This window comes from Nitratireductor sp. OM-1 (assembly GCF_003296175.1).
In the GTDB taxonomy this organism is placed as follows: domain Bacteria; phylum Pseudomonadota; class Alphaproteobacteria; order Rhizobiales; family Rhizobiaceae; genus Nitratireductor; species Nitratireductor aquimarinus.
The window spans coordinates 3,728,652-3,753,524 of sequence record NZ_CP029208.1 but is presented as its reverse complement, the minus strand read 5'-3'; the positions used below and the strand labels follow the sequence as shown (position 1 = coordinate 3,753,524).

The 24,873-nt window shown below is 61.0% G+C and carries 17 protein-coding genes; 12 read left to right on the top strand and 5 right to left on the bottom strand.

Annotation, left to right across the window (positions count from 1 at the left end; translation table 11 throughout):
• The first annotated feature begins 13 nt into the window (after positions 1-13).
• Positions 14-1,024, top strand: a complete 1,011-nt coding sequence (locus DEJ54_RS17865; protein WP_113155746.1) for an ATP-binding cassette domain-containing protein — start codon at positions 14-16, stop codon at positions 1,022-1,024.
• A complete protein-coding gene (locus DEJ54_RS17860) occupies positions 1,021-1,848 on the top strand; it encodes an ABC transporter permease (protein ID WP_245447622.1) in 828 nt (275 codons plus the stop codon). Before DEJ54_RS17865 ends, DEJ54_RS17860 begins: the two co-directional genes overlap by 4 nt.
• A 62-nt stretch (positions 1,849-1,910) precedes the next feature.
• Here DEJ54_RS17860 and DEJ54_RS17855 read toward each other — a convergent pair whose 3' ends face one another.
• A complete protein-coding gene (locus DEJ54_RS17855; RefSeq protein WP_113155745.1) occupies positions 1,911-2,369 on the bottom strand; it encodes a cupin domain-containing protein in 459 nt (152 codons plus the stop codon).
• Between the two features lie 69 nt (positions 2,370-2,438).
• Positions 2,439-3,059: a cysteine hydrolase family protein gene (locus tag DEJ54_RS17850; protein ID WP_113155744.1), complete on the bottom strand. Its 621-nt coding sequence runs from the start codon at positions 3,057-3,059 to the stop codon at positions 2,439-2,441.
• Positions 3,060-3,197: 138 nt separating this feature from the next.
• On the opposite strand from DEJ54_RS17850, the gene DEJ54_RS17845 reads away from it, so the two are divergent.
• Positions 3,198-4,190 (top strand): GlxA family transcriptional regulator, encoded by a 993-nt coding sequence (locus tag DEJ54_RS17845; RefSeq protein WP_204360829.1) that lies wholly within the window; start codon positions 3,198-3,200, stop codon positions 4,188-4,190.
• A gap of 57 nt (positions 4,191-4,247) precedes the next feature.
• Here DEJ54_RS17845 and carB read toward each other — a convergent pair whose 3' ends face one another.
• The gene (carB, locus tag DEJ54_RS17840) at positions 4,248-7,745 is read right to left on the bottom strand and encodes a carbamoyl-phosphate synthase large subunit (protein ID WP_113155742.1); all 3,498 of its coding nucleotides are present in this window, start codon (positions 7,743-7,745) and stop codon (positions 4,248-4,250) included.
• Between the two features lie 289 nt (positions 7,746-8,034).
• Here carB and DEJ54_RS17835 point away from each other — a divergent pair, with 289 nt between their 5' ends.
• The 5 genes from DEJ54_RS17835 to DEJ54_RS17815 all read left to right on the top strand — a co-directional run bounded on the left by DEJ54_RS17835 (position 8,035) and on the right by DEJ54_RS17815 (position 13,155).
• Positions 8,035-8,784 carry a DUF4336 domain-containing protein gene (locus tag DEJ54_RS17835; RefSeq protein WP_113155741.1) on the top strand — a complete coding sequence of 250 codons (750 nt, stop codon included), beginning with the start codon at positions 8,035-8,037 and terminating at the stop codon, positions 8,782-8,784.
• A 158-nt stretch (positions 8,785-8,942) separates the two neighbouring features.
• Positions 8,943-9,923, top strand: coding sequence for a L,D-transpeptidase (locus DEJ54_RS17830; protein WP_222474074.1), 981 nt, complete (start codon positions 8,943-8,945; stop codon positions 9,921-9,923).
• Positions 9,924-10,020: 97 nt separating this feature from the next.
• Complete coding sequence (locus tag DEJ54_RS17825; protein ID WP_113155739.1) at positions 10,021-10,944, top strand: neutral zinc metallopeptidase; 924 nt, start codon at positions 10,021-10,023, stop codon at positions 10,942-10,944.
• A gap of 45 nt (positions 10,945-10,989) precedes the next feature.
• Positions 10,990-11,505, top strand: coding sequence for a DUF2937 family protein (locus DEJ54_RS17820; protein WP_113155738.1), 516 nt, complete (start codon positions 10,990-10,992; stop codon positions 11,503-11,505).
• A 162-nt stretch (positions 11,506-11,667) separates the two neighbouring features.
• Positions 11,668-13,155: a TadE/TadG family type IV pilus assembly protein gene (locus DEJ54_RS17815; RefSeq protein ID WP_113155737.1), complete on the top strand. Its 1,488-nt coding sequence runs from the start codon at positions 11,668-11,670 to the stop codon at positions 13,153-13,155.
• A 60-nt stretch (positions 13,156-13,215) separates the two neighbouring features.
• Here DEJ54_RS17815 and carA read toward each other — a convergent pair whose 3' ends face one another.
• Positions 13,216-14,415 carry a glutamine-hydrolyzing carbamoyl-phosphate synthase small subunit gene (carA, locus tag DEJ54_RS17810; protein ID WP_113155736.1) on the bottom strand — a complete coding sequence of 400 codons (1,200 nt, stop codon included), beginning with the start codon at positions 14,413-14,415 and terminating at the stop codon, positions 13,216-13,218.
• Between the two features lie 398 nt (positions 14,416-14,813).
• Between carA and DEJ54_RS17805 the strand changes: the two genes are divergently transcribed.
• Positions 14,814-15,263, top strand: a complete 450-nt coding sequence (locus tag DEJ54_RS17805) for a GatB/YqeY domain-containing protein (protein WP_113156380.1) — start codon at positions 14,814-14,816, stop codon at positions 15,261-15,263.
• Positions 15,264-15,405: 142 nt separating this feature from the next.
• The gene (locus DEJ54_RS17800; protein ID WP_113155735.1) at positions 15,406-17,772 is read left to right on the top strand and encodes a heavy metal translocating P-type ATPase; all 2,367 of its coding nucleotides are present in this window, start codon (positions 15,406-15,408) and stop codon (positions 17,770-17,772) included.
• Positions 17,773-17,839: 67 nt separating this feature from the next.
• Here DEJ54_RS17800 and DEJ54_RS17795 read toward each other — a convergent pair whose 3' ends face one another.
• A complete protein-coding gene (locus DEJ54_RS17795) occupies positions 17,840-20,218 on the bottom strand; it encodes an EAL domain-containing protein (protein ID WP_113156379.1) in 2,379 nt (792 codons plus the stop codon).
• A 238-nt stretch (positions 20,219-20,456) separates the two neighbouring features.
• Here DEJ54_RS17795 and dnaG point away from each other — a divergent pair, with 238 nt between their 5' ends.
• Positions 20,457-22,397, top strand: a complete 1,941-nt coding sequence (gene dnaG, locus DEJ54_RS17790; RefSeq protein ID WP_113155734.1) for a DNA primase — start codon at positions 20,457-20,459, stop codon at positions 22,395-22,397.
• A 360-nt stretch (positions 22,398-22,757) separates the two neighbouring features.
• Positions 22,758-24,752 carry an RNA polymerase sigma factor RpoD gene (gene rpoD, locus DEJ54_RS17785; RefSeq protein ID WP_113155733.1) on the top strand — a complete coding sequence of 665 codons (1,995 nt, stop codon included), beginning with the start codon at positions 22,758-22,760 and terminating at the stop codon, positions 24,750-24,752.
• Positions 24,753-24,873: the final 121 nt, after the last annotated feature.

Here is a 24,873-nt window from a genome sequence, read left to right as displayed (position 1 = left end):
CGGAGGAACAGGCATGAACGATACTTTACCGGTTCAGACCGGTTCAGCGGCGCAGGACGCCGCGCAGCTCGCCATTTCAGTGCGCGGGCTCGTCAAGCGTTTCGGTGACGTCAAGGCGCTGGACGGGATCGACCTCGACGTGCCGCGCGGCATGATTTTCGCCATTCTCGGCCCCAATGGCGCGGGGAAGACAACGCTCATACGATTGCTGGCGACGCTTGCGCAGCCTGATGGCGGAACCGCGCGCGTCATGGGGCATGATCTTGCGGCCGAACCGCATGCCGTGCGCGGCGCAATCGCGCTGACCGGGCAGTTTGCCTCGCTGGATGAGGATCTCACGGGGCGCGAAAACCTGATCATGCTGGCGCGGCTCTGGGGCTTTGCCGGGCGCGCCGCAAAGGCGAGGGCGGATGAGCTGCTTTCCGCCTTCGAGCTTTCCGATGCGGCGAAGAAGCAGGTGAAGTCCTATTCGGGCGGCATGCGCCGGCGTCTCGACATCGCCGCTTCCCTGATCGTCACGCCGGGTGTTCTCTTTCTTGATGAGCCGACCACCGGTCTTGATCCCAAGGCGCGCCAGGGTGTCTGGAAGATGATCCGCGCGCTGGCGAAATCGGGCGTCACCATTCTCCTGACAACACAGTATCTGGAGGAAGCCGACCAGCTTGCCGCCCGCATTGCCGTGATCGATCACGGCCGCAAGATCGCCGAGGGCACGAGCCGCGAGTTGAAGTCGGCAATCGGCTCGGGCTTTCTGCATGTGGCCGTTGCCGATACGGAGCGTCTGGATGAGGCCGAGGCCATTCTGGAGCATGCGCTGGAGGGTACGGCGCAGCGCAGCGCCGAGGGGGCGACGCTCTCCATCGTCGCCGGGTCTCCGAAAGCCGCCAATGAGGCAATCGCCAGGCTGCTTGCGGCCGGCATTGAACTTTCCGATTTCTCCATGGGCTCGCCCAGCCTTGATGAAGTGTTCTTCGCGCTGACAGGCCAGCCCATCGAAGAGGATGCACAGGGAGACGTGTCATGAGTTCCGCCGAGACTGGTCCTGCCATAGAGACTGGCCCTGCCATGCTTTCCAATGTGACGCGGCCGCCGCGACCTTCGGCCTTGGCAAATGCGCTGACCTTTGGCTGGCGGGCGGTGCTGAAATTCAAACATGTGCCCGAGCAGCTGTTCGATCTGATCATGACGCCGCTCATGTTCACGCTGCTTTTCACTTTCGTGTTTGGCGGCGCTCTCGCGGGCTCGACCAGCGATTACCTCCAGTTTTTCCTGCCGGGCATTCTCGTGCAGACGGTGGTGTTCAACTCGGTCTATTCGGGCATGGGGCTTTCGACGGATCTGTCGAAAGGGCTTTTCGAGCGTTTTCGCTCACTCCCCATCTGGTCCCTGTCGCCCTTTGCCGGGTTGATGGTCGGAGATGTCCTGCGCCACACGATTGCGGGCCTCATCATCCTGACCGTCGGGCTGGTGTTGGGATATCGGCCCGAAGCCGGGCTGACGGGCATCGTGGCCTCCTTCCTGCTTCTCATCGCAATCGGGTTTGGCACGGGCTGGATCTTCATCGTGCTCGGGCTTCTGATCCGCACGCCGATGACGGTGATGACAATCGGCTTCACCTTCATCTTCCCGCTGGTCTTCGCCTCCAACATCATGGTGCGCCCGGAAACCATGCCTGGCTGGCTGGAGGCCTTTGTGGTCCGGAACCCGGTCTCGCATATGACAACGGCTTTGAGGGGACTGATGGCGGGGACGGCCACAGCTGGTGAAGTGCTCCTGGCGCTTCTTGCACCGGCATTGCTGACGGTCATTCTGGCGCCCGTGGTTCTGTGGCTCTACCGACGCCGTTAGGCGGTGCATTCTTTGCGTGAGAAAATAGAGCGCGCCCTTCAGAAGGGCGCGCTCTGCTTCATTCAATCTGCCTTGGCCTTCACCTTTTGCGGGACGAGGTCAAACCCTTCGTCCTGATACTGGAAGAGAAGGCAGTCTTGGCCTTCAGCGCAACCGCTGAAGTGGTCCAGTCGTCCCGGCAGGAAGTAGAATGATCCAGCCGGATATTCTGTACGCTCGCCGTCGACCACGGCGTAAAATGTGCCCTGCATCACCACCGTCGAAATGTCCCGACTGTGATAATGATACGGATTGCTCTTGCCGGCCGGAAACAGGACGAAAGCCTCGTAAGGGCTCTCGCCTGCAAGGTCGCCCCGAACATTCGCGTATTTTATGCCACCCGAATCCGGGATCTCGATCCATTCGAGTTCGGATACGGGAAAGGAAATCAACCCTTTCTTGATCAATGCTTGGCTCGTACAGGCTGCTATCACAGCCAGCATTGCCACAAGAGGCAGGGCATGTCTTGCAAAGCGCTTCATTTCAGAAAAGTCCTTGGTGCTTTAAATGGATGCGCGGGGCCTTGAAATACGGAGCCCCGGATTCGCGCTCTAACGGGTTTTCAGAGCGAGAATGGCCTTCGTGTCGAGGATTTCGGCAAAGGTGTCGGAAAGCGTCACCAGCGATGCCTCGTGCAGAACGTCGTGGGAAATCACCTTCCCATCCGGTCCGGTGATGTCGCGTGTGGCGCAGGCGTCGGAGGCAACGATCACGTCATATCCGAGCGGAACCGCATCACGCGCCGCTCCCGAAACACAGGCATGGGTCATCAGTCCGGCAATGACGAGCGTGTCGATCCCATCCACCTTGAGACGGGCATCGAGATCGGTGCTTGGGAACACGCTGACGGACGTCTTGCAAAGGACATGATGATGCTTTGCCGGCCCGATTTCCGGGTGAAATGCGACCGTTTCTCCATCTTGCGCGAAGATTGGCGCACCTTTCGGCGTTACATGCTGTATATGATAAACGGCAATCTTGTTCGCGTCGGCCCATGCGATCAGCTCAAGCGCTTTGGATAGCGCTGCTTCGCCATTGGGGACAGGCATTCTGCCGGAAAAATATTCTTCTTGAAAATCAATAACAATAAGTGCTGTTTTTCCCGGGGTTATCACCTCTTTCGGCGTGCTTCCCGTCATGGTTCTAATGCTTGGGTGCAATGCTTCGGTCATCAATCTGCCTCTCGTTTACAGGTTCAGTTACGATAATTCGCTGCGTGATTACCAGTCGATTTGTAACGATCCGGAAAATCGTTTAACTGCCTTTCAGTCACAAGTGTCCCGGACGACAAAGAGCGATGGATTTGGGCCATGAAGGGGAGTGAAGGGGTGCACAGGATTGCGGTCGTGGCTTTTGAGGGGATCAGCCCGTTCCACCTTTCGGTGCCCTGCATGGTGTTTGCCGACGATCTGGCGCGCCTGACGGCACCGCGTTACGCGTTGATCGTGTGCGCCGAGACACCGGGGCGGATCGGGACCACCTCGGGGATTTCATTGTTCGTGGAACACGATCTTTCGGCGCTTGAGACTGCGGATACGGTGATCGTACCGGCCTGGCCAGGGCCAGAGATCAGACCGCCTGAGGCGCTGCTCGAGGCTCTTCAACGCGCCCATGCACGGGGCGCGCGGCTGGTGGGGCTGTGCGTCGGGGCCTTTGTTCTGGCCGAGGCGGGCCTTCTCGATGGGCGACGGGCTTCCACCCACTGGGTGTTTGCGGAGGATTTCGCCGAGCGCTATCCGCATGTGTTTCTGGATCGCAGCGTGCTCTATGTGGATGAAGGCGATGTTCTGACCTCGGCGGGAACGGCTGCGGCCATCGATTGCTGCCTGCATCTCCTGCGGCGTGACCACGGGGCAGAGACGGCCAATCGCGTTGCACGGCGCATGGTGGTGGCGCCGCATCGCAGCGGCGGACAGGCGCAGTATATCGAACAGCCGCTGCACAAGACGCTTCAGGGCGATCTTCTGAAGGAAACGCTGGAGTGGGCCGCCGGCAATCTCAGCGAGCCGCTCTGCCTTGACCGTCTGGCCGAGAAGGCGGCAATGAGCCGGCGCAACTTCTCGCGCCGCTTTCGCAAGGAAACCGGCACAACGGTGTCGCAGTGGATTCTTGCGCAGCGGCTGGCGCTTGTTCAGCGCCTTCTCGAAACCACGGACAGGCGGATGGAAACCATTGCCGAGGCGGCGGGTTTCGGGTCGGCCGTCACCATGCGGCAGCGCTTCGTTGATGCGTTCCGCACTTCACCCATGGCCTATCGACGGCAGTTTCGCACTGCCGGGGCGGATGAGCGCGCGCTTCCATAAGGAGAGCAAGGCGCAGCCGCCTGTCATTTGCGGGCGGCTGCGTAGTGTTGCTTGCGGTTAGCCGAAATAGCTCTGCAGCGGGCGGACTTCGAGGCTGCCGGCCTTGAGCGCCAGAATGGCCTCGGCCACGGCTTCAGCGCCCGCCATCGTGGTGTAGTAGGGCACTTTCTGCATCAGCGTTGCGCGACGCAGCGACTTGGAATCCGACATGGCCTTCTGGCCGTCCGTCGAGTTGAAGACGAGCTGGACCTGACGGTTGCGGATGGCGTCCTCGATGTGCGGGCGGCCTTCCAGAACCTTGTTGATCTTCTCGGCTTCGATGCCGTTTTCACGCAGGAAGCGGGCTGTGCCGCCGGTGGCCAGAACATGCCAGCCGGCATCGGCCAGACGCTTGACGGCCGGCAGGACGCGAGCCTTGTCGTCGTCACGCACCGACACGAACAGCGTGCCTTCGCGCGGCAGGTCGACGCCGGCGCCGAGCTGCGCCTTGGCAAAGGCGAGCGCGTAATCGGTGTCGAGGCCCATCACCTCGCCGGTGGACTTCATTTCCGGTCCAAGCAGCGTGTCGACGCCCGGGAAACGGGCAAACGGGAACACGGCTTCCTTGACGGCGATGTGGCCCAGCTCGCGTGCATCGGGCATGGAGCCGTAATGCGAGAAGGCGTCTCCCAGCGTCTCGCCGGCCATGATGCGGGCTGCGATCTTGGCAATCGGGCGACCGATGGTCTTGGCGACGAAGGGCACCGTACGCGAGGCGCGCGGGTTGACTTCAAGAACGTAGACCTCGCCGTTTTTCACGGCGTACTGCACGTTCATCAGGCCGCCAACCTTGAGGGCGCGGGCAAGGGCTGCCGTCTGGCGCTCCAGTTCGCTGACCAGCTCCGCGTCGAGCCCGTGAACCGGCAGCGAGCAGGCGGAGTCGCCCGAGTGAATGCCGGCTTCCTCGATGTGCTCCATGATGCCCGACACATAGGTCTGGCTGCCATCGGACAGGCAGTCCACGTCGATCTCGATTGCTTCGGTCAGATAGGTGTCGAACAGAAGCGGGTTCTTGGAGAGCAGCGTGTTGATCTGGCCCGTCTTGTCGGCCGGATATTTCTGGCGGATCTCCTCGGGCACCAGGCCGGGCACGGTGTCGAGCAGATAGGTCTGCAGCATCGTGTCATTGTGGATGATCTGCATGGCGCGGCCACCCAGAACATAGGACGGGCGCACGACCAGCGGGAAGCCGAGTTCGGAGGCCACGACACGGGCCTGCTCGACCGAGTAGGCGATGCCGTTTTTCGGCTGCTTGAGGCCAAGCTTGATAAGCAGCTTCTGGAAGCGGTCGCGGTCTTCGGCCAGATCGATCATGTCGGGCTCGGTGCCGAGGATCGGGATGCCGGCCTTTTCCAGCGCGTCGGCTAGCTTGAGCGGCGTCTGGCCGCCAAACTGCACGATTACGCCATGCAGCGTGCCCGCCGCCTGTTCGGCGCGCAGGATCTCCAGAACGTCTTCAGGCGTCAGCGGCTCGAAATAGAGGCGGTCGGACGTGTCGTAGTCGGTGGAAACCGTCTCCGGGTTGCAGTTCACCATGATCGACTCGTAACCGGCGTCGGCCAGCGCGAAGGCGGCGTGACAGCAGCAATAGTCGAACTCGATGCCCTGGCCGATACGGTTGGGGCCACCGCCAAGGATCACCACTTTCTTGCGGTCCGAAACGCGGGCTTCATCGGCCACTTCGCCCGCAAAGGGAAGCTCGTAGGTCGAGTACATATAGGCGGTGGGCGCCGCGAACTCGGCCGCGCAGGTGTCGATGCGCTTGTAGACGGGGTGCACGCCAAGCGAATGGCGTTGCTTTTGAATCTCTTCCGCCTCTTTCTTCGTGAGCGACGCGAGGCGTGCATCCGAGAAACCCATGGACTTCAGCAGACGCAGGTTTTCCGCATCTTCCGGCAGGCCATGTTCGCGCACGCGTTCTTCCATGGCGAGGATCGCGGCGATCTGCTCCAGGAACCACGGGTCGATGCGGCACATCGTGTGCACGTCTTCAAGGCTGGTGCCGAGACGGATCGCTTCGGCGACCATGCGCAGGCGGTCCGGCGTGGGCGTGCCAAGGGCCGCGCGAATGGCGTTCTTGTTTTCGGAAGGATCGCCATCGACGACATAGCCGGGGATCTCGATCTCATCGAGACCGGTCAGGCCCGTCTCAAGGCCGCGCAGCGCCTTCTGGAAGGATTCCGCGAAGGTGCGGCCAATGGCCATCACTTCGCCGACCGACTTCATCGCCGTGGAGAGAACCGGCTTGGAGCCCGGGAACTTCTCGAATGCGAAGCGCGGGATCTTGGTGACCACATAGTCGATGGACGGTTCGAAGGATGCCGGCGTCGCGCCGCCCGTGATGTCGTTCTCCAGCTCGTCCAGCGTGTAGCCGACGGCGAGCTTGGCTGCGATCTTGGCGATGGGGAAGCCCGTCGCCTTGGAGGCCAGCGCGGAGGAGCGCGACACGCGCGGGTTCATCTCGATGACGACGAGACGGCCATTCTCCGGATTGACGGCGAACTGAACGTTCGAGCCGCCGGTTTCCACACCGATCTCACGCAGCACCGCAATCGATGCGTTGCGCATGATCTGGTATTCCTTGTCCGTCAGCGTCAGGGCAGGGGCCACGGTGATCGAATCGCCCGTGTGCACGCCCATCGGATCGACGTTCTCGATGGAGCAGATGATGATGCAGTTGTCCGCGCGGTCGCGAACCACTTCCATCTCATACTCCTTCCAGCCGAGCACGGATTCCTCGATCAGCACTTCCGTGGTCGGCGAGGCGTCGAGACCGGAAGAAACGATCTCGAAGAACTCTTCGCGGTTGTAGGCGATGCCGCCGCCCGTGCCGCCCAGCGTGAAGGAGGGACGGATGATTGCCGGCAGGCCGACGAAGTCGAGCGCCTGCGCGGCCACGCCCATGGCGTGGTTCATGTAGCGCTGCTTGCGGTCGCTCTCGCCGAGGTTCCACTCGTTTTCCAGATCGTCCAGCGCTGCGTCGAGCGCTTCGTCGGAGAGCGTGTCTTTCAGCTCCTGGCGTTTGACTTCGTGCTTCTGGCGGTCGGCGTTTTTGACGTCGGATGCATTGGCCAGCATCGAGCGCGGCGTCTCGAGGCCGATCTTGGCCATGGCCTCGCGGAACAGCGAGCGGTCCTCGGCCTTGTCGATGGCGTCCGGTTGCGCGCCGATCATCTCGACATTGTAGCGCTCGAGCACGCCCATGCGGCGCAGGCTGAGTGCGGTGTTGAGCGCGGTCTGGCCGCCCATGGTGGGCAGCAGCGCGTCCGGGCGCTCCTTGGCGATGATCTTGGCGACCACTTCCGGCGTTATCGGCTCGATATAAGTGGCGTCGGCAAGCTCCGGGTCGGTCATGATGGTGGCCGGGTTGGAGTTCACCAGAATGACTCGGTAGCCCTCTTCTCGCAGCGCTTTGACGGCCTGGGTGCCGGAATAGTCGAACTCGCAGGCCTGGCCGATGACGATGGGGCCGGCCCCGATGATCAGGATCGACTTGATGTCGGTGCGTTTGGGCATGGAAGTACACTCGCGCGTAGAAGCCGTCGCCGCACGGGCGGATGCCGCGCGCAGGCCGGGCAAAAAATTGTCGGGCTAGGCGCGCCTTATAGGCAATGGGCGGCCCTGACGGAACCCCGAAAATGACGATTTCAACGCGACCAAAGGTTACGAAGGCATATTGTACACGGCAAGTTGCGCTTGTGAGGGGCGGGTGGCACCGTATCGGAGCGGGGGACGCTCATTTCTGCTGCCCCGATTCTCGCAGGCGCGGCATCTCAAGCCGGCATCAAACCGTTGGGAGCAGGCCATGGGCGCACATGAAGAAACTGCCACCTATCCGCCGCTCAACACGCTGAAGCCGGTGACGGAAAATCTTTGGATTGTTGACGGCCCGACAATTCCCTTTGGTCCGCCGGGTCTCAAAATGCCGTTCCCCACGCGCATGACGATCATCCGGCTGCGCGGTGGCGGTCTTTTCGTGCATTCGCCGACGCATATGACGGAGGATCTGCGTGCGGCCGTGGAGACGCTGGGGCCGGTTCGCTTCATCGTCGCGCCGAACCGCATCCATTACTGGTGGGTGCCGGTGTGGCGCGCTGCCTTTCCCGATGCTGAAATCTGGATGGCCCCGCGCATTCGCGAACAGGCCAGGGGCCACATCGACTTCCCGACACGCGAACTCACGGACGAGAACGGCTATCCGTGGGATGATGAAATCCGCACCCTGCCGGTTGCGGGCAGCTTCATGACGGAGGTGGAGTTCTTCCACATCGAAAGCCGAACGCTGATCCTGACGGATTTCATCGAGAATTTCGAGCCGCAGAAACTCAACTGGTGGCGGCGCATCATGGCGCGGCTTGGCGGCGTTCTTGCGCCGCAAGGCGCGATGCCGCGCGACATGCGCCTCACCTTCGCCAGCCAGCGCCCCGCGTTGAAACGGGCCGTGGAAACGATGATCGGCTGGGGACCGGAGCGTGTCATCATTGCACATGGCCGCTGGTTCGAACGTGATGGTGCGGAAGCGCTGAAGCGGGCTTTCAGTTGGCTTCTGCGTTGACCGGACGGATTAGCGCCTCACCGCCTATGGTTGCTTTACTTGGGTGGAAAGCTTGGCTGTAATGCTGTCTTTGAAGCCTTCCGCGCTTCCCGCGCTTCTGGAGGGCATCGGGGAGAGGAGCCAGCTTGATGGGAATGCGCGACTTGGGAATGTCAGGCATGAACCGCAGGCGCTTTATGGTCGGGGCAGGGGCCTTGGGAGCAGCAGGCCTGATCGGGCTGGAAGTGGCCGCAGAGCAGGTGCTCAAGGACATCAATGCGCTGAAGCCCGGTGAGTTCACCTGGCACCCGGACCGTCAGCCTTCAGGGCCGGTTGCAGTGGTCGTGTCGCTGCCGGAGCAGCGCGTGCATGTTTACCGCAACGGCATCCGCATCGCTGCCTCCACCTGCTCGACGGGCAAGCAGGGGCATGAGACGCCGACCGGTGTTTTCGTGGTTCTTCAGAAAGACAGGGACCATCGCTCCAGCACCTACAACAATGCGCCCATGCCGAACATGAACCGGCTGACCTGGTCGGGCATCGCGCTTCACGCAGGCAATCTGCCGGGATATCCCGCCTCGCATGGCTGTGTGCGCCTGCCGATGGCCTTTTCCGAAAAGCTCTTTGAGGTTACCCATCTGGGCACGCCGGTCATCATTTCCGGCGCGCATGGAGACCCCTGGGAATTGACGCATCCGGGCATGGTCCTGTCCGGTTATGCCGAGCATGAGTTCGAGAAGATCGAAGCCTCGCTGGACGGCAAGAAGCACCCGAAGGACTGGAGCGCGGCCGAGCAATATCCCGTTACCTCGGTGATTGCCTCATCCGCCGACCGGCGCATCATGCTTGTCGAGAATGGCCGCGTTCTGGCCGAGGGAGATCTGAACATCTCCGGGCGCGGGAAGCTTGGCAGCCACGCCTTTGTGCTTCACGGCGCTGATGGAGAGGCGCAGGGCATGAGCTGGTATGTCATCAGCCATGACAGTGGCGCGGATGGCAATTTCCAGCCCGAGCAGCGACTTCTGTCGCGGCTGACCACGGACAATGCCTTTTCCGCAGCCATGCATGACCGCATGCATCCGGGCATGGTGATGATTTTAACTGACGCCCCGCTTCATCCGGAAACACGTTCGGGCAAGGACTTTGTCATCATGTCCTGAGCCGCTTCGGATATGATTCTGACGGGAAACAATCTCTGGCGTTGTGGTGTATAAGCCGATAACTAGAGTTCACTGAAGACAACTGGGAATTGCACGCATGCGCTGGAAAGGCCGCCGTCAAAGCAGCAATGTCGAAGACCGCCGGGGCCGCTCGAGCGGCGGTGGTTCTTTACCGGGTGGGTTTGGTCGATCCGGCGGGCGCATAAGGTTGCCTTCCGGTGGTAGCAGGCGCGCTGGCGGCGGCTTGTCCGGGATCATTGTTCTTGTCGTCCTGTTCTTCGTTCTGCGGGCCTGCGGGATTGATCCGCTGGGCATGCTCACTGGCGAGCCGGGCGCAGGAAGCCAGACGACCACGACACAGCGTCAGGAAACAGGCGGCGCAAGCGACGAGATGAAGCAGTTCGTCAGCGTCGTTCTCGCCGAGACGGAAGACACCTGGAACGGCATCTTCGAATCTCAGGGCCTCGATTACAAAGAACCTTCGATGGTTCTGTTCAGCGATTCCGTGCGTTCGGCCTGCGGCTTTGCTTCGGCGGCGACCGGGCCATTTTATTGCCCCGGCGACGAGAAGGTCTATATCGACCTGAGCTTCTTCGATCAGCTTGCCCGGCGTTTCGGCGCGACCGGTGATTTTGCCCAGGCCTATGTCGTGGCGCATGAGGTTGGGCATCACGTGCAGAACGTGACCGGCATCCTGCCGCGCTTCAACCAGATGCGCCAGCGCATGAGCCAGGCCGAGGCCAACGCCATGTCCATCCGTGTCGAATTGCAGGCGGATTGCTTCGCCGGCATCTGGGCGCATTACACGGCTCAGAAGGGGCTTCTGGAAGATGGTGATATCGAGGAAGCGCTGAACGCTGCCAACCAGATTGGCGACGACACCTTGCAGCGCCGCACCCAGGGGTATGTGGTGCCGGAGAGTTTCAATCATGGCACGTCGCAGCAACGGCGGACATGGTTTGCGCGGGGGCTCAAAAGCGGACGGCTGGCCGATTGCGATACGTTCAACGATCCGATCTAAGCCGAAGCCAGCTGTTCTGCTGCCACCCGAGAGGTAGATCTGAACATGTTTGGAACAGGACGAATTCTCGGCCTTGCCGTGGCTTTGGCATGTGGAGCCGCAACCTCGCAGGCGCCGGAGTTCGCACAGCAATACCGCCAGCGCCTCAATGGCGCCCTGCATGAACTAAGGCTGGTGGTCTCGGCCTTCGATGCCGACGCCACCCGGAACAACCTCACCCGCGAGAGAGCTATTGTCGTCTACGAAGAGGCGGGCAGCGACTTTCTGCGTGACCGCGCCACGTCCGTTCGTGTCGCGATCGGGCGGCTTGGCGATCTGGAGCGGCAGTCAGCTGCATTTGACGAGGCTTCGCCCGTTCTGCGACCGCTTATCGTCGCGCGCTCTCCCGACGGACCGCTTCTACAGGGCGCGCTGGATGATTATGAACCAGCGGTTCCATTGACGCTTCACGGATTTATCTGGACAGGCATCGGCGTTCTATTTGGCTTTTCTGTAATCTGGCTCCTGGGACTACTGTTCCGTAGAAAAAAGCATTACCCGGCTCACAATTTACGCGTGTAAAATTTACAACTCGCGTTTAACGTGTTTTTAAAAGCAGAGAAATAGATTGCCCCAAACAATAAAAGCTTGGGTGGGCATATGATTTCTCTTTTAGAACGCTTTTTGCGTTCCGGGACGCGCTTGTGTGAGCGTTTCGGAGCGGACCGATCTGGCAATTTTGCAATGATCACGGCTCTGTCGGCGATGGCCCTCATCGGGGGCTCTGGCTTTGCCCTGGACTACGCGAATATGAGCCGCGTGCGTGCAAGTCTCCAGAACAGTCTGGACAGTGCAGCACTTGCTGTCGCGCAAAAGGGCAAGACGATCACGGATACCGAGGCGCGCACGATCGCCGAATCCTATCTTGCGGGCAATCTTCCCGTTGTTTTCAAGAATCTGGACGTCGACCGTGTCGATGAATCCGTCACCGTAACGGCGGACGTGGACGTCAAGCTGTTCTTCGGCGGTATTCTCGGGAAGGAGAGTATGCCGGTTTCCGCCCTGTCGAAGGCGGATGTGGCGCTGATTTCCTATGAAATCGCTCTGGTTCTGGACACGACGGGCTCCATGAGCGGTCGCAAACTCCGCGACATGAAAACGGCAGTCGAGGGGCTGGTCGACAACATCTCTGCGCAGGTCAAGGATCCCGAGCGCCTGCGTTTTGCGCTTGTGCCGTTCTCCACCTTCGTCAATGTCGGTCCGCAGTTCGCGCCGGATTTTGATAAAAACGGCAAGATCGTCAAGGATACAGGCGCATCATGGCTTGATCTTGAAGGCGTCAGCGAGATCCCTCAGCTGGAGCTGGAAGCCGGGGTTAGCCGCTTCGAGGCCTATCATAATATGGGGCTTGAATGGAAAGGTTGCGTTGAGACACGCATGCCCGATGGCGACAAACGTCACGATGTAGCCGACACACCGGCTGTTCCTGCACAGCAGGCATCGCTGTTCATACCGACATTCGCGATCGATGAGCCCGAGGACTACCGTAACGATTACATCGAATCCGAGGTCGATCCGCGTGGCAACGACCGGGAGAAAAAGCTCAAGAAATATGGCTACAACGGTTACAAACAGATCTACAAGCGCGTTACGCTCGAGGACCTGGAGGACAACCGTGGCCCGAACTATATGTGTGTTTCGGAACCTCTGACGCCTTTGACGAACGACTACGCCGATCTGAAAACGAAGGTTAAAAAGCTCAAGGCAAGCGGCAACACGAACATCATGGAGGGTGTGGCGTGGGGCTCGCGGGTACTCTCGCCGCAGGAGCCCTTTGCGGGCGGTAATCCGGATGACGGCATCATCAAGGTGATGGTTGTGCTGACCGACGGCAAGAATATCTTCGGTGTTCGTGATGATCGTCTCAGGTCGCGCTACTCGAGCTTTGGATACATGGTCGACGGTCGCCTCGAGGGTGAAGTGAACGCGAGTTCCGGCAAGTCGACCAAGCTGATGAACAACAAGACGCTTGAGGCCTGCAATTATGCCAAAAAGGACGGGATCGACATCTACACGATCCGGCTTGAAGAGGACGACTCCGATACAGGTACGCTGATGAGCGCATGCGCCAGTCGACCGGATCAGTACTATGACACTCCCTCCAGCAGTCAGCTCAAGAAGGTGTTCGAGAAGATTGGCGAGAAAATCGTCCGGCTTCGCCTGTCGACCTGACGGAAGACGGAGTGCTGAAAAGGAAAGGGCGGCCTGTGAGCCGCCCTTTTTGCTGTGTCGTTATTCCGCCAGTGCGGGCTCGCCGCGCCGTTCGCGGATCAGATTGGCGAAGCGGCGGAAGAGGTAGTGCGAGTCCTGCGGGCCGGGCGAGGCCTCCGGGTGGTGCTGCACCGAAAAGACCGGGCGTCCGGCGATGGTCAGGCCGCAATTGCTGCCGTCGAACAGTGAGACATGGGTCTCTTCCACACCTTCCGGCAGCGTGTCGCCATCCACCGCAAAGCCGTGGTTCATGGACACGATCTCCACCTTTCCGGTGGTGAAGTCCTTGACCGGGTGGTTCGCGCCATGGTGACCCTGGTGCATCTTCACCGTCTTGCCGCCAAGCGCCAGAGCAAGCATCTGGTGGCCGAGGCAGATGCCGAAAACCGGGATGTCGGTTTCAAGCAGTTCACGGATCATCGGCACGGCATAATCGGCGGTTGCCGCCGGGTCGCCGGGGCCGTTGGAGAGGAAGATGCCGTCGGGCTTCATGGCGAGGATGTCTGCGGCGCTGGTCTTGGCGGGCACCACCGTCACCTTCGCGCCGAGACCGGCCAGAAGGCGCAGGATGTTGCGCTTCGCGCCATAGTCGACAGCGATGATGTGGTGGGTCGGCTCGTCCTGCGTGCCAAACCCTTCATCCCAGACCCAAGGCGTTTCCGTCCAGCCCATCGACTGGCCGGAGGTAACCTCCTTGGCAAGATCAAGGCCGACGAGACCCGACCATTCGCGCGCCTTGCTCTTCAGGGCTTCGATGTCGAACGCGCCATCGGGATTATGTGCGATCACCGCGTTGGCCGCACCCTTTTCGCGCAGAAGCGCGGTCAGCGCGCGCGTGTCCACGCCGCTGATGGCCACGATGCCGCGGCGCTTCAGCCAGCCATCGAGATGGCCGCCGGAGCGGTAGTTCGAGGGGTTGGTGATGTCAGCGCGGAAAACAGCGCCGACCGCGCCAGCGCGCGCCGCCGGGTGCAGGTCTTCGATGTCTTCGTCATTGGCGCCGACATTGCCGATATGCGGGAATGTGAAGGTGACGATCTGCCCGGCATAGGACGGATCGGTCAGAACCTCCTGATAGCCGGTGAGCGCGGTGTTGAAGCAGAGCTCGCCAATGGCCTCTCCGCCAGCGCCAATGCCTTTGCCCTCTATGACAGTGCCATCGGCAAGCACGATGAGAGCCGTTGGCCGGGTCGTGCTCCATGGGGCGGTCTTGGTCGCCATTGGGAAGTCTCCATCCTTCGTGTGCCCGGGCGCGATCACGGTCATATGACCGGGCGCTCCGTTCAGGTTCCTTTAGCATGATCTGCGAGCAGACCGGTTCTCACTTTTTGCCGCCGAGCGCAAGAGGCTTGCGCCCGAGGGGCCTTGAAAGAAAGTGCCTTATAGGCCATATGGCCCATCGACATGGGTCCAGCCCCGGGCGAAATCGCCGGTGGATTCAGGCCGAAACGGAAATTGTCCATGCAGGTCGCGGACAATAGGCAAAGGCTCAAAAACGGTCAATCTGTAGCAAATAAATATTTATGCCAATGTTTCCAATGACTTATGGGGGCGTTGCGGCTTGCTTCGAGATTCGGCCGGGGCTATGTTCATCCTAGTGACTGGAGACAGGTGTTATGATGCGCGAGAAACTCGCCAGGGCGTTGAACGATGCCGTCAAACAGAAGGACAAACGCCGCGTTTCGACGCTGCGTCTGGTTCAGACCGCTATCAAGGACCGCGATATAGCCAATCGCGGAGCCGGCAAGGATCCTGTGAGTGATGAGGATATCCTCCAGATTCTCTCGAAAATGGCCAAGCAGCGTCAGGAATCGGCAAAGGCTTTCGAAGAAGGAAACCGCCTCGAGCTCGCAGAGCAGGAGCGCGAGGAGATCGTGGTGATCACCGAGTTTCTGCCAAAACCCCTTGGCGAAGACGATCTGAAGCAGGCCTGCGCCCAGGTGGTGCAGGAAGTCGGCGCAGACGGTTTGCGCGACATGGGGCGCTGCATGAACGTTCTGAAGGAAAAATTCCCCGGCCGTATGGATTTCGGCAAAGCCAGCGGCATCGTGAAGGGCATGCTGCGCTAGCGCCTTTCACATATTGCGGGAAACAGGATGTCAGGGCGGCTCGATCGGGTCGCCCTTTTTGCATTGAGGCGAAGAGGGGTTTGACCTTCCAGCGGCTGGAAGGAGTAACGCAGGAGCGAACACATATCTCTGGAGGTGTGCAATGGCCGATGCGCATAAACATGACCACGCTGGAAAAGCCTGTTGTGGCGGACATAAGGAGGCTCACGCCGAAGCCACGGCGCGTGACCCGGTTTGCGGTATGGACGTGACGATAGAGGGAGCCGGGCACACGCTGGAGCACGGCGGTGAGCGTCACTATTTCTGCTCGCAGCGCTGTCAGGACCGGTTCGAAGCTGATCCGGAGCGGTATCTGGATGGCGCGCGGCAACAGGAGCCCATGCCCAGGGGTACCCAATACACCTGTCCCATGCATCCCGAGATCATTCGCGACGAGCCGGGTTCATGCCCCATCTGCGGCATGGCGCTGGAGCCTATGGGCGTGCCCACCGGCGAGGAGGGGCCCAATCCCGAACTCGTGGATTTCACCCGCCGTTTCAAGGTAAGCGCAGTTCTGGCGGTTCCGCTGCTGCTGATCGCGATGGGGCCGATGGTTGGCTTGCCTTTCCGCCACTGGATCGGTGAGCCGCTTGCGGTCTGGCTGGAATTCGCGCTGGCAACGCCCGTGGTTCTGTGGGCGGCGCTGCCGTTTTTCCGTCGCGGCTACGATTCCATCGTCAATCGCAGCCCCAATATGTGGACGCTCATCTCCATCGGTGTGGGCGCGGCCTATGCCTACAGCGTCGTCGCCACCCTGATGCCGGATATCTTCCCAGCCCAGTTTCGCGGCGAAGGCGGTGTGGTGCCGGTCTATTTCGAGGCAGCGGCCGTCATCGTGGCGCTGGTCTTTCTCGGTCAGGTGCTGGAGCTGAGAGCGCGTGAGCGCACCGGCTCGGCCATCCGGGCCCTGCTCGATCTTGCGCCGAAAACGGCGCGGCGCATCGCCGAGGATGGTTCTGAGGCCGATGTGCCGCTGGATGACGTGCGTGAAGGCGACCGGTTGAGGGTGCGCCCCGGCGACAGCATTCCCGTCGACGCCACGGTCGAGGAGGGGCGTTCCTCCGTCGATGAATCCATGATCACCGGCGAGCCCGTTCCCGTCGAAAAGGCCGAAGGGGACCCGGTAACGGGCGGCACGATCAACAAGAATGGCACGCTGATCGTGCGCGCCGACCGGGTCGGTTCGGAAACGGTCCTGTCGCAGATCGTCGACATGGTGGCCAAGGCCCAGCGCTCGCGCGCCCCCATTCAGGGGCTGGCCGACCGGGTTTCGTTCTACTTCGTGCCAACGGTGGTGCTGGTCGCCATCATTGCCTTTGTCGTCTGGGCGATGTTCGGTCCTGCGCCTTCAATGGTCTTCGCCATCGTCTCGGCGGTCTCGGTGCTCATCATCGCCTGCCCCTGTGCGCTTGGGCTTGCCACACCCATGTCGATCATGACGGCGACGGGCAGGGGCGCGCAGGCGGGTGTCCTCATCAAGGACGCCGAGGCGCTGGAGCGCTTTGCCAGGGTGGACACGCTGATCGTGGACAAGACCGGAACCCTGACCGAGGGGCGTCCGAAACTGACCGATGTGGTGGTTGCCGAAGGGATCGACGAAAAACGCTTCCTCAAACTGGCGGCAAGTCTGGAGCGAGGCTCCGAACATCCGCTGGCCGAGGCAATCGTCGCTGGCGCGGAAGAGCGTGGCGTCACACTCGAAACGGCTTCCGATTTCGAGGCAATCACCGGCAAGGGTGTTTCCGGCACGGTCTCGGGCAACCATGTCGCGCTGGGCAACAGGGCGATGATGGAAGAGGCCGGCGTCACGGTTGACGCTCTGGTTGAACAGGCCGACGCACTGCGCAGCGATGGCAAGACAGCCATGTTCGTTTCTGTCGACGGAAAGGCAGCCGGCCTCATTGCCGTCGCCGATCCGGTCAAGGAGACGACGGCCGATGCGATCCGCGCGCTTCATGATCTCGGCCTCACCATCATCATGGCGACCGGCGACAATGCCCGCACGGCAAAGGCGGTGGCAGAACGCCTCGGCATTGATGAAGTGCGCGCCGACATGCTGCCGGAGAGCAAGCAGGCGCTGATCGAGGAGCTGCGCGCCAAGGGAGCCAGCGTGGCGATGGCGGGCGATGGCGTGAATGATGCGCCTGCACTCGCCGCTGCCGATGTGGGCATCGCCATGGGGACCGGTGCAGACGTGGCTATGGAAAGTGCTGGCATCACGCTGGTGAAGGGCGATCTGAACGGGATTGTGCGGGCGCGCGCTCTGGCGCGGGCGACCATCCGCAACATCAAGGAGAACCTGTTCTTTGCCTTCGTCTACAATGCGCTCGGCGTGCCGGTGGCCGCTGGCATTCTCTACCCGGTCTTCGGGACGCTCCTGTCACCGATGATCGCAGCAGCAGCAATGAGCCTGTCTTCGGTTTCCGTGATCGCGAACGCCCTGCGCCTTCGCACCGTGAAGCTCGGATAGATCTGGTTCTTCGCGAAGCCTGAAATGAAAAAGCCCCGTCCTGAGCGGGGCTTTTTGTTGAGATCTCTCAGGCTGCGTTCGCGTCGGAGCGCTTTTGCTCCTCCGTTTCGAACTCCCGGAGCACATCCTCGATCGGGCTGGGTCGACCCAGATAATAGCCCTGTCCGATCTGACAGAACTCGCTGGCGAGAAAGCTCAGTTCGCCGGAGGTCTCCACACCTTCCGCCAGCACCGGCAGGCCGAGGCCGCGCCCGATGCCCAGAACCGCTTTCACAATGGTTGCGGCCTGTTCGTTGGTGTCCACCTGACGAATGAAGCTGCCGTCGATCTTGATCTTGTCGAACGGGAAGGCGCGCAGGTTGGAGAGTGAGGAATAGCCGGTGCCGAAATCGTCCATCGCCACCTTGATGCCGAGCGCCTTGAGCTGGCGCAGCGTGGTGAGCGCACGGTGCATGTCGCGCACCAGGGCCGTTTCGGTGATCTCAATCTCCAGGCGATGCGGCGAGAGACCGGTTTCCAGAAGCACGCGATGTACGGTCTGCGGAAAGTTCACGCTGTGCAGCTGCACGGCGGAGACGTTGACCGCGATCATGAGATCGTCTTTCCAGCTGGCCGCTGCGCTACAGGCAGTCTGCAGAACCCATTCGCCGATCGGCACGATGGCGCCGCTTTCCTCGGCAACAGGAATGAAGACGCCCGGAGAGATGTTGCCGCGCTCGGGGTGTTTCCAGCGCAGAAGCGCCTCGTATCCGATCAGCTCGCCTGTATCGAGCTTCTTCTGTGGCTGGTAGACGAGGTGAAACTCTCTGCGGTTCACCGCATGGCGCAGCTCATGCTCCATGATGCGCCGCGCGCGCGCTTCCTGTCCCATTTCGTGTTCATAGAAGCGATAGGTATCGCGGCCCTCGGACTTTGCGCGGTAGAGCGCGGTGTCTGCATGGTTGATCAGGGTCTCCTGATCCCGGGCGTCCTGCGGATAAAGCGCAATGCCGATGCTGGTGGACATCAGGCCATCATTGCTCGCCTGCTCGTTTTCCTTGCGGAAAGCGTGCAGGATTTCCTCTGCGAGTGCCGCAGCCTCGCGCGGATCAGAAAGCCCCGGTGCAATGATTGCGAACTCATCGCCGCCAAGGCGCGCGAGCATCTGCCCATGGCGAAGCGCACGGCCAGCATTGTCGGCGACCTTGCGCAGCATCGTGTCTCCGGCTGCATGGCCAAACAGGTCGTTGACCTCCTTGAAACGGTCGAGGTCGAGACAGAGAAGTGCAATGGATTTGCCTTCCGGGAGCGCTTCCATCTCTTCTTCCAGCTGTGCGGTGAAGTTGCGCCGGTTGGGCAGGTTGGTCAGCGTGTCATGCATGGCGAGCCGGCGGATATCGGCCTCCGCCTTCTTGCGCTCGCGCAGGTCGCGCACTGCGACGACGGTGTGCGGCTTGCCGCTGTAATCGATGACGCGCGAAAGAAGCTCAACAGGCTGCGTGGTGCCGTCCGCATGTTTCAGCGTGGTCTCCCAGACCGGCTCGTCGGCAAGAACGCCATTCTTTTCGATGGAGGTGAAGAGCCTGGTGAAGTCCATGCCGATGAGCTCATCGAGCGGGCGACCGCTCAGTGTGCAAAGGCTCTGGTTTGCGGTGATGATGGTTGTGTCATCGCAGACCAGAAGCCCTTCCATGGCGGCATTGGCGAGGCCGCGCATGCGGCGTTCTTCGGTGATTGCACGGCTGCGGTCACGGATATCGACCCACAGTGCCACAGCCGTCATCAGGAAGATCATGAAGGCTGCGAACGCGACCGCCATGGCCAGCCACATGGACGGTATGGAGAAGGGCGAGATGGTGATCGTCGGGTCGGGAATGATCGAAACGGCGCCCATCGCGGTGAAGTGCATGGTGCAGATGGCCAGCGTAAGCGTCAGGCTCGCGGCGATGGTCTTGGCTTCATTGCTGCGGGAGAGCGCGATGCGCATCGCCAGTGCGCCAAGAACGACGCCGGCAATGAGTGAAGCGGCGACCAGCCCCATGTCCCATATGAGACGGCCTTCAACCTCAAGCGCTGCCATGCCGGTGAAATGCATGACGGCGATGCCGGAGCCGACAATCGCGCCGCCGACCAGTTGATGATCGAGCTTCTGACGGGCTGCGACCGACATGCCAAGTCCGCTGAATAGGATGGCGAGCAGAAGGGAGACGGCTGTGAGCGGCACGTCATATGCCGTGGGCAGCCCGGGAGCGAAGGCGAGCATGGCGATGAAGTGTGTCGCCCACACGCCAAAGCCGAAGCAGATTGCGGCAACGGCGGTCCATAACCAGCGCGTGCGGCCGGTGGATTTACATAAATGCTGGAGCAGGATGATCGCTGCAAAGGATGCGATGGCTCCGATGACCCCGGCCAGAAGCACCATTCCCGGGTCGTGTTCATTGACGATGCAATTGTAAACCGTAAGCACTTTGTGTCCCGCCACCTGATCGTTTTGTCAGTCGCTGGCCGTGCATTCGGGCGCAGCGCGCTGTTCTTTGACCCAGCGTTTAGCACCACTGATTTGAATAATCGGTTAAGTTGTATTTCGATTATGAAGTACCAGCTTGACGGGGCAGGGCTGTGAATACCGTGAAGAAGCCGGATCTCGATTCGCCGTGGCCGACGAACGTGCTTATATGGAGCGGCTAGAGGCTCTGAACTGAACAATGCGCTTTCCGAATTCCTTTCTTGATGAGATACGCGACCGCGTTCCGATTTCGCAGGTGATCGGCACACGTGTGACGTTTGACAGGCGCAAGACAAACGCCTCGCGCGGCGACTATTGGGCCTGCTGTCCCTTCCATGGCGAGAAGTCCCCGAGTTTTCACTGCGAGGACCGCAAGGGGCGTTACCACTGTTTCGGCTGTGGCGTGTCGGGCGATCATTTCCGTTTTCTCTCCGAGCTTGATGGAATCAGCTTCCCCGAAGCGGTCGAGCGCATTGCCGACATGGCCGGTGTGCCGATGCCGCAGCGCGATCCGCAGGCGGAGCGCCGCGAGCAGAAGCGCGCCTCACTCTCCGAGGTCATGGAAATGGCGGCAGGCTATTTCCAGAGCATGCTGCAGGAGCAGCAGGGCGCCGAGGCGCGGGCCTATCTGCGTTCGCGCGGGCTCTCCAGTGCCACGCAGCAGAGCTTCCGCATCGGTTACGCGCCGTCGAGCCGCAATGCGCTCAAGGAGTTTCTTGCCGGCAAGGGCGTTGGGAAGGATCAGATCGAGGCCTGCGGTCTCGTCGTGTTCGGCCCTGATATCCCGGTTTCCTATGACCGTTTCCGTGATCGCATCATGTTCCCCATCGAGGATGCGCGGGGACGGGTGATCGCGTTTGGCGGTCGCGCCATGTCCAAGGATGTGCCTGCCAAATATCTGAACTCGCCCGATACCGAGCTCTTCCACAAGGGAACGGTGCTCTACAATCTGGCGCGCGCGCGCCGTGTGTCCGCGAAGGGCGATACCGTTATCGCGGTGGAAGGCTATATGGACGTGATCGGGCTCGCGCAGGCGGGCTTTGAAAACGCCGTTGCGCCGCTCGGAACGGCGCTTACGGAAAACCAGCTCGAACTGCTTTGGCGCATGACCGGTGAGCCGGTCCTGTGTTTCGACGGCGACGAGGCCGGGTTGCGCGCTGCCTGGCGCGCTGCCGATCTCGCCCTGCCGGTGGTGCAGCCGGGGCGTAGCCTGCGCTTTGCGCTATTGCCCGAGGGCAAGGATCCCGACGATCTGGTGCGCGAGGAGGGGCCGGACGCATTTGCAGCGGTTTTGTCCGGTGCGCGCCCGCTGGCCGACATGCTCTGGATGCGCGAAACCTCCGGTAAGGTGTTCGATACACCCGAACGCCGCGCCGAACTGGAGCGTAATCTGCAGACGCTGACGGCGCAGATCCGCGACGAAAACCTCAAACGCCATTACAGCCAGGACATGCGTGAGCGTGCGCGCACCTTCTTTGGGGGCGAGCAGTCGAAGCGTGGCGGCCAGCGTGGCTACCGCGATGGCGGCGGTGGTGGTGGGCGCAATCGCGGTTTCAGCGGCAGGCCCGGTGGGGCGTCAGGACGGCTTGCGGTTTCCGAAAGTCTGGCCCGTTCGGCTCTGGTGCGCAGTTCCAAACCCGCAATGCCGCTGCGCGAGGCAACGCTCCTCGTGACGCTGGTAAACCATCCGGGCCTTCTGGATGAGTATTTCGATGCGCTTGATCAGATGCTTCTGGCCAGTGCCGATCTCGGCCGGCTGCGCATGTCTCTTCTTGATGCGGTGGCGCACAACCCCGCGCATGACCGGGACATGATCCTCAAAAAGATCGAGGATGACGGACTGGTCGGCATCTGGAAGCAGGCGGAGGCGCGCGTGAAGGGTGCTTACATGTGGCCGGCCCTTGAGAATGCTGCTCTGGACGATGCGCGGGAGGCTTTTGCGCAGACCCTCTACTTGCACCGGCGCGCAGGCTCTCTACATAAGGAGCTGAAAGCGGCCGAACTGGCGCTCGCAAACGATTGGAATGAAGAGGATGCGCGGCATCTGACTGAGATCCAGGCGGAGCTGAGCAATCTGCAGGCAACTGAAGCGCTCATTGAAGGCTTCGGTCTTCTATCAGGGCGTGCGAATCGATCTTGAGCGTGACAAACCTATCTGGTTGGCTAAAAACCAGCCGAAACGGGAAAAAGCACGAGAATCACCCTCTGATTCGCTTTTTTACTCCGAATCAGGGTGCTTCGGCTTGACGTTGCGCCGGAATGCAGGAATCAGGATCGATTCGAGAATGGGCTGTGCCGACGCCGCGAAAAGCGCGGCACGCAAGTGAAAAGATACCGAAATTGGACACGATAGGGAGTCCACCTAAGTATCAGGGTTAATCCGACATTAACGCGGCCGGCGCTAGACCACGAATCAGGTTGCGGGATGTCGTGACGGACAGCCGTTGCAGCGGCGGCGACGGGGTGGCATGGAACCCCGCTCGGTTGGAGAAGGCAAAGCATGGCGACAAAAGAGAAGGAAGAGGTCGAAACCGAACGCGAGGGCACCGACGGCCCTTTGCTCGACCTTTCCGATGACGCAGTCAAGAAGATGATCAAGGCCGCGAAGAAGCGCGGCTATGTGACAATGGACGAGCTTAATGCCGTTCTTCCTTCTGGCCAGGTCAGTTCCGAACAAATCGAAGACACCATGGCGATGCTCTCGGATATGGGCATCAATGTGGTCGAGGATGAGGAAGCTGCGGAAGACAACGATTCCAATGACAGTGAGGAAAGCAGCGAGCTGACCACGCAGTCGGGAACGGCTGTCGCCACGACGACCAAGAAAGAGCCGACGGACCGTACCGACGATCCGGTGCGCATGTATCTGCGCGAAATGGGCTCGGTCGAGCTTCTGTCGCGCGAAGGCGAAATCGCCATCGCGAAGCGCATCGAGGCTGGCCGCGAGACGATGATCGCGGGGCTTTGCGAAAGCCCGCTGACCTTTCAGGCGCTCATCATCTGGCGTGACGAACTCAACGAAGGCAAGATCCTGCTGCGCGAGATCATCGATCTCGAAGCGACCTATGCCGGCCCGGAAGCCAAGCAGGCGCCGGTCGTTCAGCGCCCTGATGAAGAGAACAAGCCTGCCGATGACAAGTCCGCGCGTTCGCGCAGTGACGACGTCACCAATGTAGGCGGCGAGGGCCAGAGCGAGGAAGAGGACGACGAAGAGGATGAGGCCAACCTGTCGCTTGCCGCGATGGAGGCCGAACTCAAGCCCGGCGTCATGGAAACGCTGGACTTCATCGCCGACACCTACAAGAAACTGCGCAAGCTGCAGGACCAGAAGGTGGAATCGAGCCTGGCCGACGCCGACAGCCTGTCGAGCAGCCAGGAGCGCCGCTACAAGCAGTTGAAGGGCGAGCTGATCACTTCGGTGAAGTCGCTTTCGCTCAACAATGCGCGTATCGAGACGCTGGTCGAGCAGCTTTACGACATCAACAAGCGCCTTGTGCAGAACGAGGGCCGTCTGCTGCGGCTCGCCGAAAGCTATGGCGTGAAGCGCGAATCCTTCCTCAAGGAGTATCAGGGGTCCGAGCTCGACACGAACTGGACCGAGCGCGTTGCAACGCTTTCCGGCAAGGGCTGGAAGGAGTTCTCGAAGAATGAAGCCAGGGCGATCGAAGATCTGCGCACCGAGATCCAGAATCTCGCGCAGGAAACCGCGATCTCCATCGGCGAGTTCCGTCGCATCGTGAACCAGGTGCAGAAGGGCGAGCGCGAAGCTGCAATCGCCAAGAAGGAGATGGTCGAGGCCAATCTGCGTCTCGTGATCTCCATCGCCAAGAAGTACACGAACCGCGGCCTTCAGTTCCTGGATCTGATCCAGGAGGGCAATATCGGCCTGATGAAGGCGGTGGACAAGTTCGAGTACCGTCGTGGCTACAAGTTCTCCACCTATGCGACCTGGTGGATCCGGCAGGCAATCACCCGTTCGATTGCCGACCAGGCCCGCACGATCCGCATCCCGGTCCACATGATCGAGACGATCAACAAGATCGTCCGCACCTCGCGCCAGATGCTGCACGAGATCGGCCGCGAGCCGACCCCGGAAGAACTGGCCGAAAAGCTGGCCATGCCGCTGGAGAAGGTGCGCAAGGTGCTCAAGATCGCCAAGGAGCCGATCTCGCTCGAAACCCCGGTGGGTGACGAGGAAGATTCGCATCTCGGCGACTTCATCGAGGACAAGGGCGCTGTCCTGCCCATCGATGCGGCCATTCAGGCGAACCTGCGTGAGACCACCACCCGTGTTCTCGCCTCGCTGACCCCGCGCGAAGAGCGCGTGCTGCGCATGCGCTTCGGCATCGGCATGAACACCGACCACACGCTTGAAGAAGTCGGCCAGCAGTTCTCGGTGACGCGTGAGCGTATCCGCCAGATTGAGGCGAAGGCGCTGCGCAAGCTCAAGCACCCGAGCCGCTCCAGAAAGCTGCGGAGCTTCCTGGACAGCTAATCAGAGGTCACTTACGACCTGCGATAAAAACCCGGCTGCAAAGCCGGGTTTTTTGTAATCTAAATTTGTAATACAATAATTCTATATTTGTCCGTGATCGTCTTTCCTTTCTGATCTATAA

Coding starts and splice junctions, on each gene's coding strand:
- DEJ54_RS17865 (WP_113155746.1), top strand. CDS start 14: ATGAACGATACTTTACCGGTTCAGACCGGTTCAGCGGCGCAGGACGCC.
- DEJ54_RS17860 (WP_245447622.1), top strand. CDS start 1,021: ATGAGTTCCGCCGAGACTGGTCCTGCCATAGAGACTGGCCCTGCCATG.
- DEJ54_RS17855 (WP_113155745.1), bottom strand. CDS start 2,369: ATGAAGCGCTTTGCAAGACATGCCCTGCCTCTTGTGGCAATGCTGGCT.
- DEJ54_RS17850 (WP_113155744.1), bottom strand. CDS start 3,059: ATGACCGAAGCATTGCACCCAAGCATTAGAACCATGACGGGAAGCACG.
- DEJ54_RS17845 (WP_204360829.1), top strand. CDS start 3,198: ATGAAGGGGAGTGAAGGGGTGCACAGGATTGCGGTCGTGGCTTTTGAG.
- carB (WP_113155742.1), bottom strand. CDS start 7,745: ATGCCCAAACGCACCGACATCAAGTCGATCCTGATCATCGGGGCCGGC.
- DEJ54_RS17835 (WP_113155741.1), top strand. CDS start 8,035: ATGGGCGCACATGAAGAAACTGCCACCTATCCGCCGCTCAACACGCTG.
- DEJ54_RS17830 (WP_222474074.1), top strand. CDS start 8,943: ATGAACCGCAGGCGCTTTATGGTCGGGGCAGGGGCCTTGGGAGCAGCA.
- DEJ54_RS17825 (WP_113155739.1), top strand. CDS start 10,021: ATGCGCTGGAAAGGCCGCCGTCAAAGCAGCAATGTCGAAGACCGCCGG.
- DEJ54_RS17820 (WP_113155738.1), top strand. CDS start 10,990: ATGTTTGGAACAGGACGAATTCTCGGCCTTGCCGTGGCTTTGGCATGT.
- DEJ54_RS17815 (WP_113155737.1), top strand. CDS start 11,668: ATGATCACGGCTCTGTCGGCGATGGCCCTCATCGGGGGCTCTGGCTTT.
- carA (WP_113155736.1), bottom strand. CDS start 14,415: ATGGCGACCAAGACCGCCCCATGGAGCACGACCCGGCCAACGGCTCTC.
- DEJ54_RS17805 (WP_113156380.1), top strand. CDS start 14,814: ATGCGCGAGAAACTCGCCAGGGCGTTGAACGATGCCGTCAAACAGAAG.
- DEJ54_RS17800 (WP_113155735.1), top strand. CDS start 15,406: ATGGCCGATGCGCATAAACATGACCACGCTGGAAAAGCCTGTTGTGGC.
- dnaG (WP_113155734.1), top strand. CDS start 20,457: ATGCGCTTTCCGAATTCCTTTCTTGATGAGATACGCGACCGCGTTCCG.
- rpoD (WP_113155733.1), top strand. CDS start 22,758: ATGGCGACAAAAGAGAAGGAAGAGGTCGAAACCGAACGCGAGGGCACC.